The sequence below is a fragment of the Burkholderia sp. Bp9015 genome (genome assembly GCF_003853505.1).
GTDB lineage: Bacteria > Pseudomonadota > Gammaproteobacteria > Burkholderiales > Burkholderiaceae > Burkholderia.
The window spans coordinates 72,859-87,141 of sequence record NZ_QTPZ01000034.1 but is presented as its reverse complement, the minus strand read 5'-3'; the positions used below and the strand labels follow the sequence as shown (position 1 = coordinate 87,141).

General features: G+C 64.8%; 15 protein-coding genes and 1 tRNA gene. 12 read left to right on the top strand and 4 right to left on the bottom strand.

Features of this window, described 5'->3' with window-relative positions; translation table 11 throughout:
• The first annotated feature begins 278 nt into the window (after positions 1-278).
• The gene (locus DIE12_RS29350) at positions 279-1,055 is read left to right on the top strand and encodes an SDR family oxidoreductase (RefSeq protein WP_044846058.1); all 777 of its coding nucleotides are present in this window, start codon (positions 279-281) and stop codon (positions 1,053-1,055) included.
• Between the two features lie 32 nt (positions 1,056-1,087).
• Complete coding sequence (locus DIE12_RS29345; protein ID WP_044846057.1) at positions 1,088-1,519, top strand: thioesterase family protein; 432 nt, start codon at positions 1,088-1,090, stop codon at positions 1,517-1,519.
• A gap of 99 nt (positions 1,520-1,618) precedes the next feature.
• Here DIE12_RS29345 and DIE12_RS29340 read toward each other — a convergent pair whose 3' ends face one another.
• Positions 1,619-2,164, bottom strand: a complete 546-nt coding sequence (locus DIE12_RS29340; protein WP_044846056.1) for a LuxR C-terminal-related transcriptional regulator — start codon at positions 2,162-2,164, stop codon at positions 1,619-1,621.
• A gap of 223 nt (positions 2,165-2,387) precedes the next feature.
• On the opposite strand from DIE12_RS29340, the gene DIE12_RS29335 reads away from it, so the two are divergent.
• Entirely contained in the window at positions 2,388-3,092 is a 705-nt protein-coding gene (locus DIE12_RS29335; protein WP_044846055.1) for a CoA transferase subunit A, read from the top strand.
• Position 3,093: 1 nt separating this feature from the next.
• On the top strand, positions 3,094-3,735 hold the full coding sequence (locus DIE12_RS29330; RefSeq protein WP_124488883.1) for a CoA transferase subunit B: 642 nt from the start codon (positions 3,094-3,096) through the stop codon (positions 3,733-3,735).
• Between the two features lie 96 nt (positions 3,736-3,831).
• Here the strand turns inward: DIE12_RS29330 and DIE12_RS29325 are convergent, their stop codons facing one another.
• Genes DIE12_RS29325 through DIE12_RS29315 form a run of 3 tightly spaced genes read right to left on the bottom strand, consistent with a single transcriptional unit; the run spans position 3,832 to position 6,171 of the window.
• Positions 3,832-4,545, bottom strand: a complete 714-nt coding sequence (locus tag DIE12_RS29325; protein WP_124522521.1) for an SDR family oxidoreductase — start codon at positions 4,543-4,545, stop codon at positions 3,832-3,834.
• Between the two features lie 46 nt (positions 4,546-4,591).
• Positions 4,592-5,605 carry a polysaccharide deacetylase family protein gene (locus tag DIE12_RS29320; RefSeq protein ID WP_124522523.1) on the bottom strand — a complete coding sequence of 338 codons (1,014 nt, stop codon included), beginning with the start codon at positions 5,603-5,605 and terminating at the stop codon, positions 4,592-4,594.
• 11 nt (positions 5,606-5,616) lie between these two features.
• Positions 5,617-6,171 (bottom strand): ester cyclase, encoded by a 555-nt coding sequence (locus tag DIE12_RS29315; RefSeq protein WP_124522525.1) that lies wholly within the window; start codon positions 6,169-6,171, stop codon positions 5,617-5,619.
• Between the two features lie 138 nt (positions 6,172-6,309).
• On the opposite strand from DIE12_RS29315, the gene DIE12_RS29310 reads away from it, so the two are divergent.
• The 8 genes from DIE12_RS29310 (at position 6,310) to rpmI (ending at position 14,268) form a co-directional block, all read left to right on the top strand.
• Positions 6,310-7,215, top strand: a complete 906-nt coding sequence (locus tag DIE12_RS29310) for a LysR family transcriptional regulator (RefSeq protein ID WP_124488887.1) — start codon at positions 6,310-6,312, stop codon at positions 7,213-7,215.
• Between the two features lie 132 nt (positions 7,216-7,347).
• Entirely contained in the window at positions 7,348-8,244 is an 897-nt protein-coding gene (locus DIE12_RS29305) for an alpha/beta fold hydrolase (RefSeq protein WP_124488888.1), read from the top strand.
• An 81-nt stretch (positions 8,245-8,325) separates the two neighbouring features.
• Complete coding sequence (locus DIE12_RS29300; protein WP_006758848.1) at positions 8,326-8,679, top strand: RidA family protein; 354 nt, start codon at positions 8,326-8,328, stop codon at positions 8,677-8,679.
• Between the two features lie 39 nt (positions 8,680-8,718).
• On the top strand, positions 8,719-10,953 hold the full coding sequence (locus DIE12_RS29295) for a bifunctional (p)ppGpp synthetase/guanosine-3',5'-bis(diphosphate) 3'-pyrophosphohydrolase (RefSeq protein WP_044846048.1): 2,235 nt from the start codon (positions 8,719-8,721) through the stop codon (positions 10,951-10,953).
• A 96-nt stretch (positions 10,954-11,049) separates the two neighbouring features.
• Positions 11,050-11,126: transfer RNA gene (locus DIE12_RS29290), tRNA-Val, on the top strand.
• A gap of 272 nt (positions 11,127-11,398) precedes the next feature.
• Complete coding sequence (gene thrS, locus DIE12_RS29280) at positions 11,399-13,306, top strand: threonine--tRNA ligase (RefSeq protein WP_124522527.1); 1,908 nt, start codon at positions 11,399-11,401, stop codon at positions 13,304-13,306.
• 49 nt (positions 13,307-13,355) lie between these two features.
• Positions 13,356-13,880 (top strand): translation initiation factor IF-3, encoded by a 525-nt coding sequence (gene infC / locus DIE12_RS29275; RefSeq protein ID WP_071734130.1) that lies wholly within the window; start codon positions 13,356-13,358, stop codon positions 13,878-13,880.
• A gap of 190 nt (positions 13,881-14,070) precedes the next feature.
• The gene (rpmI, locus tag DIE12_RS29270; RefSeq protein ID WP_004191477.1) at positions 14,071-14,268 is read left to right on the top strand and encodes a 50S ribosomal protein L35; all 198 of its coding nucleotides are present in this window, start codon (positions 14,071-14,073) and stop codon (positions 14,266-14,268) included.
• The last annotated feature ends 15 nt before the right edge of the window (positions 14,269-14,283 follow it).

The window sequence follows — 14,283 nt, the reverse complement described above, 5'->3', positions numbered from 1 at the left end:
TCGCGGCCGACAGCCCGGCCGGGCCGCCGCCGACGATCACGACGTCGTATTCCATCGATTCGCGCGGGCCGTATTGCTCGATGAGGCTTGCGGGGGTCATTGGCGTTCCTCTAACCGTTAGAATGCTTTTATTCGGGAGCGTATTGTCTGCGAAACGAAACGCTTGCCGCAACAGCATGCGGATACATTAGCACGATCGTTCTATTTTATGTGCTGGGGTTATGCTGCGTGGGACAGGGCGCCCGCGGCGGCGAAACGACATCGAAAGGGGATGTGCAATGGGTCGATCGATCAATCTGGAAGGCAAGGTCGCGTTGGTCACGGGCGCATCGAGCGGCCTCGGGCAACGCTTTGCGCAGGTGCTGTCGCAGGCCGGCGCGAAGGTCGTGCTCGCGAGCCGCCGCGTCGAGCGCCTGAAGGAACTGCGCGCGGAGATCGAGGCGGCGGGCGGTGCCGCGCACGTGGTGTCGCTCGATGTCACCGACGTGCAGAGCATCAAGGCGGCCATCGCGCACGCGGAGACGGAAGCCGGCACGATCGACATCCTCGTGAACAATTCGGGCGTCTCGACGATGCAGAAGCTCGTCGACGTCACGCCGTCCGATTTCGAGTTCGTGTTCGACACCAATACGCGCGGCGCGTTTTTCGTCGCGCAGGAAGTCGCGAAGCGGATGATCATGCGCGCGAACGGCAACGGCAAACCGCCTTACCGGATCATCAACATCGCGTCGGTGGCGGGGCTGCGCGTGTTTCCGCAGATCGGGCTGTATGCGATGAGCAAGTCGGCGGTCGTGCAGATGACGCGCGCGATGGCGCTCGAATGGGGCCGCCACGGGATCAACGTCAACGCGATCTGTCCGGGCTATATCGATACCGAAATCAATCATTACCTGTGGGAAACCGAGCAGGGCCAGAAGCTGCAGTCGATGCTGCCGCGCCGGCGCGTCGGCAAGCCGCAGGATCTCGACGGGCTGTTGTTGTTGCTCGCGGCCGACGAGTCGCAGTTCATCAATGGCTCGATTATCTCCGCCGACGATGGCTTCGGCCTCGCCTGACTGGATGACATTCAGCAACAAAGAAGACTGCAATGAGCGAATATTCCCCCGTATTTGAAATGTCGATGCCGATCCGCTGGGGCGACATGGATGCGTTCGGCCACGTGAACAACACGGTCTATTTCCGCTACATGGAACAGGCGCGGATCTCGTGGTTCGAGGAACTCGGCATCGCGGGCGGCAACGGCGAGGGGCAGGGGCCCGTGATCGTCACGGCGTCGATGGAGTTCCTGAAGCAACTGCACTATCCGGGCGACGTGATCGCGAAGATGTCGGCCGCGAAGCCGGGCCGCAGCAGCTTCGACACCGGTTTCGAGCTGACGCGCGCGGACGATCCGCAGCACGTGTATGCGCGCGGCAACGCGCGCTGCGTGTGGGTCGACTACGCGCTCGGCAAGTCGGTGCCGCTGCCGCAACTGCTGCGCGATACGATCGAGCGCGCGCTCGCGGCGCAGGTCGGCTGAGCGCGACGGCGCCGAAGCCGGCGCCCGGTGTGTCGCCATTTCCCGATGATCTCCCGAATCGGCCGCTTCACGCGGCCGATTGCCATTCCGGGGCGCGTCTTACTGGCCGAGCAGGCGCTGCAGCAGCTCCGGCGTATTGTTCGTGCCGTACTTGCGCATCAGCCGCGCCCGATAGATGTCGACCGTGCGCGAACTGATGTCGAGCACGCGCCCGATCTGCTTGCTGGTCTTGCCGGTCGCGAGCTGCGCGGCGATCTCGCGTTCGCGCGGCGTCAGCTCGACGGCGACCCGGCGCGTCGCGCTCAAGTCCTCGAAGGTCCAGACGCCCGCCGCGAGCGGCGCGGTGCGGTCGAGCGCGCGGCCCGTCACGTGGCACCAGAACAGCTCGCCGTCGGCCCGTTTCATGATTCTGTCATCGGCGTAGGTGCCGTTCGCGATCATCACGCGCGAGATGCGCTCGCCGATGCGCTGGAATTCGTCCGGCGACGGATACAGCACCTCGTACGACTTGCCGATCAGATCGGCCCGCGCGCAGCGGAAGATCGCCGCGAGCGCGTCGTTGCAGTCCTCGATCACGCGGTCGCGCGACATCACGAGGCCGAGCGGCGCGAGGTGAAAGGCAGTCTGGTAATCGAGAGCGGGCATGGCGCGGGCAAGCGGAGGCAAATGCTTATGTATTTTTGCGTATTGTGCCGTATCGGCGTCACATCGTACCCTTTCAGGCATCTCGCGGCGGTTTGCCGCGATATAAAAACAGCGCGCCTCGACGCAGGTATCGCCGTGCATGCATAGAATGATGCGGCGGGCTTGCGGCCCAGTGGGCGCGTGAACCGGTTTTGCTGGTTTCCATAGAGGAAGGGACATACAGATGAACAAAGTCTATCCAAGCGCGGCCGCCGCGCTGGAAGGGATCGTCCGCGACGGACAGACCTTCGCGGTGGGCGGCTTCGGCCTGTGCGGGATTCCCGAGGCGCTGATCGCGGCGCTGCGCGATTCCGGCGTCAAGGGCATCACCTGCATCAGCAACAACGCAGGCGTCGACGGCTTCGGTCTCGGCCTGTTGCTGGAAACGCGCCAGATCCGGAAGATGATCTCGTCGTACGTCGGCGAGAACAAGGAGTTCGAGCGCCAGTACCTGGCCGGCGAACTCGAGCTCGAATTCACGCCGCAGGGCACGCTCGCCGAGAAGCTGCGCGCGGGCGGCGCCGGCATCCCCGCCTTTTTCACGAACACCGGCTACGGCACCGTGATCGCGGAAGGCAAGGAAACGCGCCAGTTCGGCGATCGCCACTACGTGCTCGAGCCGTCGCTGACGGCCGACGTCGCGCTGGTGAAGGCATGGAAGGCCGACAAGTCCGGCAACCTGATCTATCGCCGCACCGCGCGCAACTTCAACCCGATGTGCGCGATGGCGGGCAAGATCACCGTGGCGGAAGTCGAGGAGATCGTCGAGAACGGCGAACTCGATCCGGACCATGTCCACACGCCGGGGATCTTCGTGCAGCGCATCGTGCTGAACGCGACGCCCGAAAAACGCATCGAACAACGCGTCGTACGCGCGAAAGGAGACTGACATGGCCTGGAATCGTGACCAGATGGCCGCGCGCGCGGCGAAGGAACTGCAGGACGGCTTCTATGTGAACCTCGGCATCGGCCTGCCGACGCTCGTCGCGAACCACGTGCCGGAAGGCGTCGAAGTGTGGCTGCAGTCGGAGAACGGGCTGCTCGGCATCGGCCCGTCGCCGACCGAGGACGAGGTCGACGCCGACCTGATCAACGCCGGCAAGCAGACCGTCACGACGTTGCCGGGCTCGTCGATCTTCTCGTCGGCCGATTCGTTCGCGATGATTCGCGGCGGCCACATCAACCTCGCGATCCTCGGCGCGATGCAGGTCAGCAAGAAGGGCGACCTCGCGAACTGGATGATCCCGGGCAAGATGATCAAGGGGATGGGCGGCGCGATGGACCTCGTCGCGGGCGTGAAGCGCGTCGTCGTGCTGATGGAGCATGTCGCGAAGGGCGACCAGCACAAGATCCTCGACGAATGCAACCTGCCGCTGACGGGTGTCGGCGTGGTCGACCTGATCATCACCGATCTCGGCGTGATCGAAGTGACGCCGGCCGGCCTGAAGGTGCTCGAACTCGCCGACGGCGTAAGCGCGGAAGAGATCCAGGCAAAGACGGGCGCGCCGCTCGACGTGAGCGCGGTCGCGTAAGCGCCGGCCTTTCGTCTCGACGCTCGACGCCCCGCGTTCCCCTGTGGAACGCGGGGCGTTTTGTCATGACCGCATACGTCACCCGAATCACGCTAATCACGCGATCGCGCCGCCGCCGTCGATCAGCACCGTCGAGCCGGTTGCATAAGGCGTTGCCGCCAGATACACGATCGCATTCGCGACGTCCTCCGGCTGGCCCACGCGGCGTGCCGGGAGGCGCTGCGCGGCGCCCGCGTACATCGCGTCGCGCGCATCGGGGGCGAGCTTGTCCCACAGCGGCGTCGCGATCAGGCCCGGTGATACGGTATTCACCCGCACGGGCGACAGCTCGAGCGCAAGGCCGCGGGCGAGCGCCTCGAGTGCCGCGTTGATGGCCCCCTGCAGTACCGACGACGCGTTCGGTCGCACGCTTAGGTAGCCCGACACGAACGTCAGCGAACCGCCGGGTGCGATATCGATCGAGCGTGCGACGCGGTATGCGCCCCAGAACTTGCTGTCCATCGCGGCCTGCGCGTCGGCAAGCGGCAGCGCGCGGATCGGGCCTGTCGCTGTCTTCGCGGCCGAAATCACGACGTGGTCGAACTGGCCGGCGCGCGCGCAGAACGCATCGACGGCCGCCGTATCCGTGATGTCGAGCGCTTCGGTGCGTACTTGCGCGCCCGGCGCGGCATCTGCATCGACCCTGTCCGGGTTGCGCGATGCGATCGTCACGACAGCGCCGAGTCGTGCGAATGCGGTCGCGGCGGCGGCACCGATGCCGGAGCTGCCGCCGACGACGAGTACCTTCTTTCCGTGGAGTGAATCGTTCATGGTGGTCCTTCCGAGGTGAGGAGGTGAGCAGGTGAGCGCAATCCGGTCAGATCGTTTCGGCTTCGCGCAACGTCGACGGGCTGCGCAGGGCAAAGCGGGCGATGTCGTCCTTGCGCATGAAGGCAACGCCCGGATGCGATCGAGCGTAGTGCAGGAACGCGTCCCAGGCGCGGACCATCTGCGGCGTGCCGCTGATCCGGTCGTGCGCGCTGATCGACATCAATCGTCGCCGCTGGCCGGCTTCCGCGTACAACTGGTCGAAATCGAGCTTGATCTGCTCGAGAAACATCGTCGGCGAGTAATTGCGGCCTTCGATCAGCAGGATGTCGTTGTTGCGCAACGTGTATGGAACGACCGCGAAATCGCGGCCGTCGACGGTTTCGATGAAGGGCTCGTCGCGGCTGACGTCGTCGATGTGATACACGTAGCCGAGTTCCTGCAGCAGCGGCAGCGTGTGCGGTCCGCGCCGCAGCCAGTTGCAGTTGTAGCCGATCGGGCGCCGTCCCGTCGCCGCTTCGACCATGTCGCGGGCTTCGGTGAGGAAGCGGCGCTCGTCGTCGCGGCTCATCGCGAATTGCGACCGCCAGGTCGGGCCGTGCGCGGCCGCTTCGTGGCCGCGCGACACGATCTCGCGTGCCAGTTCGGGATGCCGGCGCACGGCTTCCCCGATCATGTGCGACGTGACCTTCACGCCATGCCGGTCCCACAGGTCGAGAAGACGCGGGATCCCTTCACGGTAGCCATATGCGAACCACGTGGCCGACGCGAGGTCGACCGGGACCGACGGTGGAAACTCGACGGACGGGAACGGGCTGTCCGCGCCCTTGGGCGGTTGTCCGCCGGCCTCGAACTGCATCGAGATCGAGATGGCGAGCCGCGTGTTGTCCGGCCAGAACCCGCTGGCGTTCGTCCCGGCAGCATCCGATATCGGCGCGGCAGTTGCCGACCGGGAGGCGCCCGCGGCCATCGCGATGCCGGCGGCCGCCCCGGCGCCTGCTTGTGCAAGAAACTTGCGGCGCGCCGGACGCATCGCCGAAGAATCGTAGTCGCTGTCAGTCATCGTCCCCTCCGTCAGCCGACGAGCCCGAGCTGACGCATCAGCGTCAGGTTGTCCTCGATGTGCCAGTTTTCCGCTATCCGACCTTGGACGATGCGGTAGATGTCGGTCGCGATGAAGTCGATCGCCTGTCCGCTTCCGGTCGTTCCGTTGAACGTGCCGGTGAAATGGCCGCGAAAGTGCAGGTGCACGACGACACGGTCGCCCGCCACGATCATCTGTTCGATGTCGCAATGCAGGTCCGGGATGGCCGTGCGCATCGTCCTGGACGCCGCGAGTGGCCCCGCTACGCCTTGTTCACGGCCGGCCGGCAACGTCCGGTCGACGAAATCGGCCGCGAGTGCAGCGCGGGCGAGGGTCGCATCACCGGTATCCCAGAACGTGCCGTAGCGACGCGCGGCGAGGATCTGCGCGCGCGCCTGCGTAGCCGGCACGTCGGTCGCGACGGTCAGGCCGTGTGGGTCGAGAAGGTCGGCGGCGCGGGCCGCGACAGGCGACAGCGCGGCGACGCAGGCCGCCGCGGCGATGACGCGGGTGATCGGGCGCACGTTCGAAGGAAGGATCGACATGGTTTCGGATGTCCTGTGAATGGCGTCGCGGGACGACGCGGAACAGGTATGGTAGGTTTCCGTTCTGAACACAAATACGGTCTAAAAGCGAATGGATTATTCGAAAAAAAGAAAGGGCGAGGCGAAGCGGGTGCCGCGATGCTGATCGACGATCTCCCGGCGCTCGATACCTTCGCGAGAATCGTGTCGGCCGGTAGCCTGTCCGCGGCGGCGCGCGAGCTGGACTTGTCGCTGTCCGTCGTCAGCAAGCGGCTCGCGCATCTCGAGTCGCAGCTCGGCGTGCGTCTGCTGCACCGGACGACGCGACAGCAGACGCTGACCGACGACGGTGCGCAGTTCCATGCGCAGGTGCTGCGCATCCTGGCCGAGGTCGATCGCGCCGAAACGCTGATGAGCGATCGTCGCGGCACGGTCAGCGGCGTGCTGCGCCTGACGGCGCCCGGCGAACTCGGCCGGCTGCGGATCGCGCCGCTCGTCGCCGCGTTTCAACGGCAACATCCGGAGTTGACCGTGCACCTGATGCTGACCGACGCGATCGTGGATCTGCTCGCGCAGGACATCGACGTTGCCGTGCGGATCGGCAGCCTCGCCGATTCGACGATGATCGCGCGCGAGCTGGCGCCGAATCATCGCGTGCTGTGCGCGTCGTCGAGCTATCTCGCCGTGCACGGGCTGCCGGCCCATCCCGCCGAGCTTCGCATGCACCGATGCATCGTGATGGGCGACCAGCCGCGTGCGGAGTGGCGGTTCGACGGTGTACAGGGCGCGGTTGCGGTCGAAGTGACGGCCGCGCTGCTGACGAACGACGGCGGTGCGGCTCGTACGTTGGCGCTGGAGGGCGCGGGCATCGCGCTGAAGTCGATCTGGGATGTCGGTGCCGACCTCGACGCGGGCCGGCTCGTCCGCGTGCTGCCGGCATTCGCCGCACCCGCGGCGCCGCTTCATGCAGTCTATCCCGGCGGGCGTCACGTGCCGTTGCGCGTGCGGGCGTTCATCGACTTCCTGCGCGAGCAGTTGCGCGCCTCGTGGCGCCGCGGCGCGTGAGCCGGTGCGAACGATGCGCCGGATGACCGCAGGCGCGTGACGACCCGCCGTTAAGAAGCGGTTTACAATCGTTTGCATCGGGTGGTGCAAGCATTGCCCGCCGCACCGTCCACGTTCGACAGGATGCCAACGATGCCAACAACCTCAGCGAATCCTCCGGTTCCCCGTCAGCGACGGGTGCAGTGTGCGAGCGCCGCAGGCCTTCACCACGTCGCCTATACCGAATGGGGCGACCCCGCCAATCCGCGCGTGCTGCTCTGCGTGCACGGCCTGACCCGTTCGGGGCGCGACTTCGACCGGCTCGCCGCCGCGCTGTCCGATACGTATCGCGTCGTCTGCCCCGACGTCGTCGGGCGCGGGCGCTCCGACTGGCTCGCCGATCCGCGGCTTTATGCGATTCCGCAGTACGTGGCCGACATGGTGACGCTGATCGCGCGGCTCGACGTCGAGTCGGTCGACTGGTTCGGCACGTCGATGGGCGGGCTGATCGGCATGGCGCTCGCGGGGCTGCCCGGTTCGCCGCTGCGCCGGATGATCGTCAACGACGTCGGCCCGCGCATCGAACCCGATTCGCTGACGCGCATCGGCGAATACCTCGGCGTGCAGCCGCGCTTCGCGACGGAGCAGGAGGGCATCGACTATCTGACGTCGCTGTCGCTGCCGTTCGGCGCATTGAGCGGCGACGAGTGGCGCGAGATCAACGGGCCGTTGCTGCGCGAGTTGCCCGACGGCGGCTGGACGATGCGCTACGATCCGCGCATCGCGGAGCCGTTCAAGGCGACGACGCCCGAACTGGCCGCGCTCGGCGAGGCCGCGCTGTGGCGCGCGATCGAGACCACCGATGCGTCGCTGCTGGTCGTGCGCGGCGAGCGTTCCGACCTGCTGTCGCGCGACACGGCGGCCGAGATGGTGCGGCGCGGCCGGCACGTGACGCAAGCCGAGATCCAGGACGCGGGCCATGCGCCGGCGTTCATCAGTGCCGACCAGATTGCGCTCGCCCGCCGGTTTTTCGTCGAAGGCGGCGCATAAACGCGTCATAATATGCGGTTCGGCGGCACGCGGGCCGTGTCGTCGCCGATACTTCACCTACTCACACGACCGGAACATTCCATGGCAGTCATTCGTCACCACGTCGGGGCCCGTCTCTCCGAAACCGCGATCCACAACGGTACCGTGTATCTGGCCGGCCAGATTGCCGAAGACACCACCCAGGACATCAAGGGCCAGACGCGCGAAGTGCTCGGCCACATCGACCGCCTGCTCGCCGAAGCGAACAGCGACAAGGCGCATCTGCTGTCGGTGCAGATCTACATTTCGGATCTCGCGAACTTCGAAGGCATGAATGCGGAGTGGGACGCGTGGGTCGCGCCCGGCAATACGCCGCCGCGCGCGACCGTCGAGGCGAAGCTCGCGGATCCGGCGCTGCTCGTCGAGATCGTTGTCGTCGCCGCGCAGCGGAGCTGAGCGAAGCATCACGATGACCGCAATACGCCAGGCCGTGCAATGACCGAGTCCGTTTCCGCTTCTTCCGTCGCGGCGCCGTCGTTCGACGACGTGCTCGCGTTCGTGCGCGAGCGGGCCGGCGACGCGCGCCTGTCGACGGGCGAGTTGCTCGCCGATCATTCGGCGGGCACGGCGTCGATCATGCGCACGCTGAACGTCGACCCGCACGCGATGCAGGCGGCTGCGCTGTTCGTGCTGACGCCGCACCTGAACGACCCGGAGCGGGAGTTGACCGAACGCTTCGGCGAAGAGGTTGCGCGGCTCGTATCCGACGTGCGCAAGCTGCTGCGGCTCGGCACCGTGAGCCTGCGCGCCGCGCAGAACGCGATGCCCGACGCCGGGCGCGACGCCGCGGAAGAGCGGCGCACGCAGATCGAGGCGCTGCGCAAGATGCTGCTCGCGTTCGCGCAGGACATCCGCGTGGTGCTGATCCGGCTGGCGTCGCGGCTGCAGTCGCTGCGCTACTACGCGGCGGCGAAGATCGACCCGCCCCCCGACGTCGCGCGCGAGACGCTCGAGATCTATGCGCCGCTCGCGAACCGTCTCGGTATCTGGCAACTGAAGTGGGAGCTCGAGGACCTCGCGTTCCGCTTCGAGGATCCGGTCACCTACAAGCGCATCGCCAAGCTGCTCGACGAAAAGCGCATCGAACGCGAGGCGTACGTCGCGCAGGCGATCGAGCGGCTGCAGCACGAACTGGCGGAAGCGCACATCCCGGCCGACGTGAGCGGTCGGCCGAAGCACATCTACAGCATCTGGCGCAAGATGCGCGGCAAGGAGCTCGACTTCTCCGAGCTGTACGACGTGCGCGCATTCCGCGTGATCGTGCCGGACATCAAGGATTGCTACGCGGTGCTCGGCATCGTGCATCACCTGTGGCAGCCGGTGCCGAAGGAATTCGACGATTACATCTCGCGTCCCAAGCCGAACGGCTACAAGTCGCTGCATACGGTCGTGATCGGCGACGACGGTCGCGCGTTCGAAGTACAGATCCGCACGCAGGAAATGCACCGCTTCGCGGAGTACGGCGTCGCCGCGCACTGGCGCTACAAGGAAGCGGGCGCGCGCGGCTATGGCGGCCAGTTCTCGGCGAGCGACAAGTACGACGAGAAGATCGCGTGGCTGCGCCAGCTGCTCGCATGGAAGGACGACGTCGAGGACGGCACCGAAGTCTCGGGCGACAAGGCGTGGGCGCAACTGCGCGAGACATCGCTCGACGACGACCATATCTACGTGCTGACGCCGCAGGCGCGCGTGATCGCGCTGCCGCAGGGCGCGACGCCGGTCGATTTCGCGTATCACCTGCACAGCGAGCTTGGCCATCGCTGCCGCGGCGCGCGCGTCGACGGCGTGATGGTGCCGCTGAACACGTCGCTCGCCAACGGCCAGACGGTCGAGATCGTCGCGGTGAAGGAGGGCGGGCCGTCGCGCGACTGGCTGAACCTGCAGCTCGGCTACCTGAAGAGCCCGCGCGCGCGACAGAAGGTGCGTGCGTGGTTCAACTCGATCGAGCAGGAAGAGAACATCGCGCATGGTCGCGCGCTCGTCGAAAAGACGCTGCAGCGCGAGGGCAAGACGTCGGTCAACCTCGACAATTTGGCCGCGAAGCTCGGCTTCAAGTCGCCCGATGAGTTGTTCTCGGTCGTCGGCAAGGAGGAATTCAGCCTGCGCAACGTCGAGCACGCGCTGTCCGATGCGCCGCCGCCCGACCATGCGCCCGAGGCGCCCGCCGATTTCGAGAAGCGCAGCAGCGGGGCGAGCGTCGCGCACGGCGCGTCGACCGGCGTGCTGGTGGTCGGTGTCGATGCGTTGCTGACGCAGCTTGCGCGCTGCTGCCGTCCGGCGCCGCCCGACCCGATCAGTGGTTTCGTGACGCGCGGCAAGGGGATGTCGATCCACCGCAGCGACTGCCCGACGTTCCGGCGGATGGCCGAGCGGGCGCCGGAGCGCGTACTGCAGACGACCTGGTCGGCCGACGTGCTGGGCGGCCGTGGTGTGTCCGTCTATCCGGTCGACCTGATGATCGAGGCGAGCGACAGGCAAGGCCTGCTGCGCGATATCTCTGAAGTGTTCGCGCGCGAGAAGATGAACGTGGTGGGCGTGAAGACGCAGAGCCGCCGCAACGCGGCATTCATGCAGTTCACGGTCGAGGTGTCGAATTCCGCGCAGGTGCAGCGGGCGTGCACGCTGCTCGGCGAAGTGCCGGGCGTCGTGCGGGCGGGGCGCAAGGCTTGATGTCCCTGTAATGGGGTTGGAGCCCGATCATTTTGCTGCGGCCGCATAAAAACGCTTGCCAAGTCTGCGTTGGCTCCATATAATCTTAGCTTCTCTAGGCTCGTAGCTCAGCTGGTTAGAGCACCACCTTGACATGGTGGGGGTCGTTGGTTCGAGTCCAATCGAGCCTACCAACGAATTGAGAATGCCCGGTTTTTCGGGTGTTCGATGAAGTAAATAACTCAACGCGAACAAGGCGAATACGGTTATGACACCGCGAACGTTGACCGAAACCTTTTCGGAGCGACGCTAGTCGAGGAACGTTTTCGCCCTTTCAGTTTGAGTGAAGTATCGAATGCGGCCCCTCGAAAGCGGGGCCGCATTTTTTTTGTCGCGAAATTTTCGCGCGTGACTTTGATATCGCGTGCTTGGTTTGCCGCCCACTGTCGGCATCACGGAGATTGCTATGGTTTCGATACGCTTGCCTGACGGCTCAGTTCGACAATACGAGCATCCGGTGACAGTTGCCGAGGTTGCGGCCTCGATCGGTCCCGGCCTTGCGAAGGCTGCGCTTGGTGGCAAGCTCGATGGCGAGCTGGTCGATACGTCCACGGTCATCGATCGCGACGCATCGCTCGCGATCGTCACGGACAAGGATGCCGACGGTCTCGACATCATTCGTCACTCGACCGCGCACTTGCTCGCCTATGCGGTGAAGGATCTGTATCCGGATGCGCAGGTGACGATCGGTCCGGTGATCGACAACGGCTTCTATTACGACTTCTCGTACAACCGCCCGTTTACGCCTGAAGATCTGGAAAAGATCGAAAAGCGCATGCAGGAACTCGCGAAGAAGGACGAGCCGGTGACGCGCCGCGTCGTATCGCGCGACGAGGCGGCCGGCTATTTCCGCAGCCTCGGCGAGAAGTACAAGGCCGAGATCATCGAATCGATTCCGCAAAGTGACGAAATCAAGCTGTACTCGCACGGCGGCTTCACCGACCTCTGCCGCGGCCCGCACGTGCCGTCGACCGGCAAGCTGAAGGTCTTCAAGCTGATGAAGGTCGCGGGCGCGTACTGGCGCGGCGACTCGAAGAACGAGCAGCTGCAGCGCATCTACGGGACGGCCTGGACGAAGAAGGAAGACCAGGATCAATACCTGCACATGCTCGAGGAAGCGGAAAAGCGCGACCACCGCAAGCTCGGCAAGCAACTCGACCTGTTCCACATGCAGGAAGAGTCGCCGGGCATGGTGTTCTGGCATCCGAAGGGCTGGGCGCTGTGGCAGCAGGTCGAGCAGTACATGCGCCGCCGCGTGAACGAAGCCGGCTACCTCGAGATCAAGACGCCGATGATCATGGACCGCTCGCTGTGGGAAGCGTCGGGCCACTGGCAGAACTACCGCGAGAACATGTTCACGACGGAGTCGGAGAAGCGCGACTACGCGATCAAGCCGATGAACTGTCCGGGGCACGTCCAGGTGTTCAAGCACGGCCTGCGCTCGTACCGCGACCTGCCGCTGCGCTACGCGGAATTCGGTTCGTGCCATCGCAACGAGGCGTCGGGCGCGCTGCATGGCCTGATGCGCGTGCGCGGCTTCGTGCAGGACGATGCGCACATCTTCTGTACGGAAGACCAGTTCATTTCGGAATCGATCGCGTTCAACACGCTGGCCATGAGCGTGTACAAGGACTTCGGTTTCGATCACATCGACATCAAGCTGTCGCTGCGTCCCGAGCAGCGTGCGGGCACGGACGAGACGTGGGATCGCGCGGAGCAGGGCCTGCGCGACGCGCTGACGGCCTGCGGCCTCACGTGGGAAGAGTTGCCGGGTGAAGGCGCGTTCTACGGCCCGAAGATCGAGTACCACATCAAGGATGCACTCGGCCGTTCGTGGCAGTGCGGCACGCTGCAGCTCGACATGGTCCTGCCGGAGCGCCTCGGCGCCGAGTACGTTGCGGAAGACAACAGCCGCCGCCGGCCGGTGATGTTGCACCGCGCGATCGTCGGTTCGATGGAGCGTTTCCTCGGCATTTTGATCGAGCACCATGCTGGTGCAATGCCCGTCTGGCTCGCGCCGTTCCAGGCAATTGTGCTCAATATCGCCGAAAGTCAGGCCGAATATGCGCAGTCCCTGGCCCAATCGTTGCAAAAACAAGGGGTTAGAGTGGCGGCCGATTTGCGCAACGAGAAGATTAGCTATAAAATACGCGAGCACACGCTGGAAAAGGTGCCTTATCTCCTCGTCGTGGGCGATAAGGAGCGTGATGCGCAAACGGTAGCCGTGCGTGCCCGTGGCGGCGTCGATCTTGGCGTTATGCCGATCGAAGCCTTCGTTGAGCGTCTGCAGGAAGACCTGCGCTCGTTCAAGTAACCGCCCTGGCAGCGCGGCTCGTTTTTTTAATTTTTAGAGGAAACGTAACATCGCTACTGATAAGTCGTCGCACCGCATCAACGGTGAAATCACTGCGCCGGAAGTGCGTCTGGTCGGGATCGAGAACGAACCGCTCGGTATCGTAAAACTCGCTGATGCTTTCCGTAAATCGGAAGAACTGGATGTTGACCTGGTCGAAATCGCGCCGCAAGCGGTTCCGCCGGTTTGCCGTCTGATGGATTACGGCAAGTTCAAGTACCAGGAATCGAAGAAGCAGCACGAAGCGAAGCTGAAGCAAAAGGTCATCCAGGTGAAGGAAGTCAAATTCCGCCCGGGTACCGATGACGGTGACTACAACGTCAAGCTTCGCAATCTCGTGCGCTTCCTCGAAGAGGGCGACAAGACGAAGATCACGTTGCGTTTCCGCGGCCGCGAAATGGCTCACCAGGAGATCGGCATGCGGATGCTTGAGCGTCTGCGCACGGATCTCGAGGAAGTCGGCCAGGTCGAGCAGATGCCGAAGATGGAAGGGCGCCAGATGATCATGGTGCTCTCGCCGAAGAAAAAGAAGTAACGGGCCTGCGCGCCACGCGCGCAGGTTCGAAAGTGGTTCGGTGCGTGGCCCGGTCAGGGCGGCGCACCAACAATGACGGCGGCTGCGCAAGCGGTTCGCCGTACACAAGTGGACTGGGTTTCGAAGGGCGGGTCAAGGGCGCAAGCCAACCGCACACCCATCGCCATCAAATAAACTGGAGTTGTTCGTCATGCCTAAGATGAAGACCAAGAAGAGTGCTGCAAAGCGCTTCGTGGTGCGTCCGGGCGGTACCGTCAAGCGCGGTCAAGCCTTCAAGCGTCACATCCTGACCAAGAAAACCACGAAGAACAAGCGTCACCTGCGCGGCGCAACGGCAGTTCATGATTCCGATCTGAACTCCGTCCGCGCAATGCTGCCGTTCGCGTAACCCCTCAACTGATAC

Coding starts and splice junctions, on each gene's coding strand:
- DIE12_RS29350 (WP_044846058.1), top strand. CDS start 279: ATGGGTCGATCGATCAATCTGGAAGGCAAGGTCGCGTTGGTCACGGGC.
- DIE12_RS29345 (WP_044846057.1), top strand. CDS start 1,088: ATGAGCGAATATTCCCCCGTATTTGAAATGTCGATGCCGATCCGCTGG.
- DIE12_RS29340 (WP_044846056.1), bottom strand. CDS start 2,164: ATGCCCGCTCTCGATTACCAGACTGCCTTTCACCTCGCGCCGCTCGGC.
- DIE12_RS29335 (WP_044846055.1), top strand. CDS start 2,388: ATGAACAAAGTCTATCCAAGCGCGGCCGCCGCGCTGGAAGGGATCGTC.
- DIE12_RS29330 (WP_124488883.1), top strand. CDS start 3,094: ATGGCCTGGAATCGTGACCAGATGGCCGCGCGCGCGGCGAAGGAACTG.
- DIE12_RS29325 (WP_124522521.1), bottom strand. CDS start 4,545: ATGAACGATTCACTCCACGGAAAGAAGGTACTCGTCGTCGGCGGCAGC.
- DIE12_RS29320 (WP_124522523.1), bottom strand. CDS start 5,605: ATGACTGACAGCGACTACGATTCTTCGGCGATGCGTCCGGCGCGCCGC.
- DIE12_RS29315 (WP_124522525.1), bottom strand. CDS start 6,171: ATGTCGATCCTTCCTTCGAACGTGCGCCCGATCACCCGCGTCATCGCC.
- DIE12_RS29310 (WP_124488887.1), top strand. CDS start 6,310: ATGCTGATCGACGATCTCCCGGCGCTCGATACCTTCGCGAGAATCGTG.
- DIE12_RS29305 (WP_124488888.1), top strand. CDS start 7,348: ATGCCAACAACCTCAGCGAATCCTCCGGTTCCCCGTCAGCGACGGGTG.
- DIE12_RS29300 (WP_006758848.1), top strand. CDS start 8,326: ATGGCAGTCATTCGTCACCACGTCGGGGCCCGTCTCTCCGAAACCGCG.
- DIE12_RS29295 (WP_044846048.1), top strand. CDS start 8,719: ATGACCGAGTCCGTTTCCGCTTCTTCCGTCGCGGCGCCGTCGTTCGAC.
- thrS (WP_124522527.1), top strand. CDS start 11,399: ATGGTTTCGATACGCTTGCCTGACGGCTCAGTTCGACAATACGAGCAT.
- rpmI (WP_004191477.1), top strand. CDS start 14,071: ATGCCTAAGATGAAGACCAAGAAGAGTGCTGCAAAGCGCTTCGTGGTG.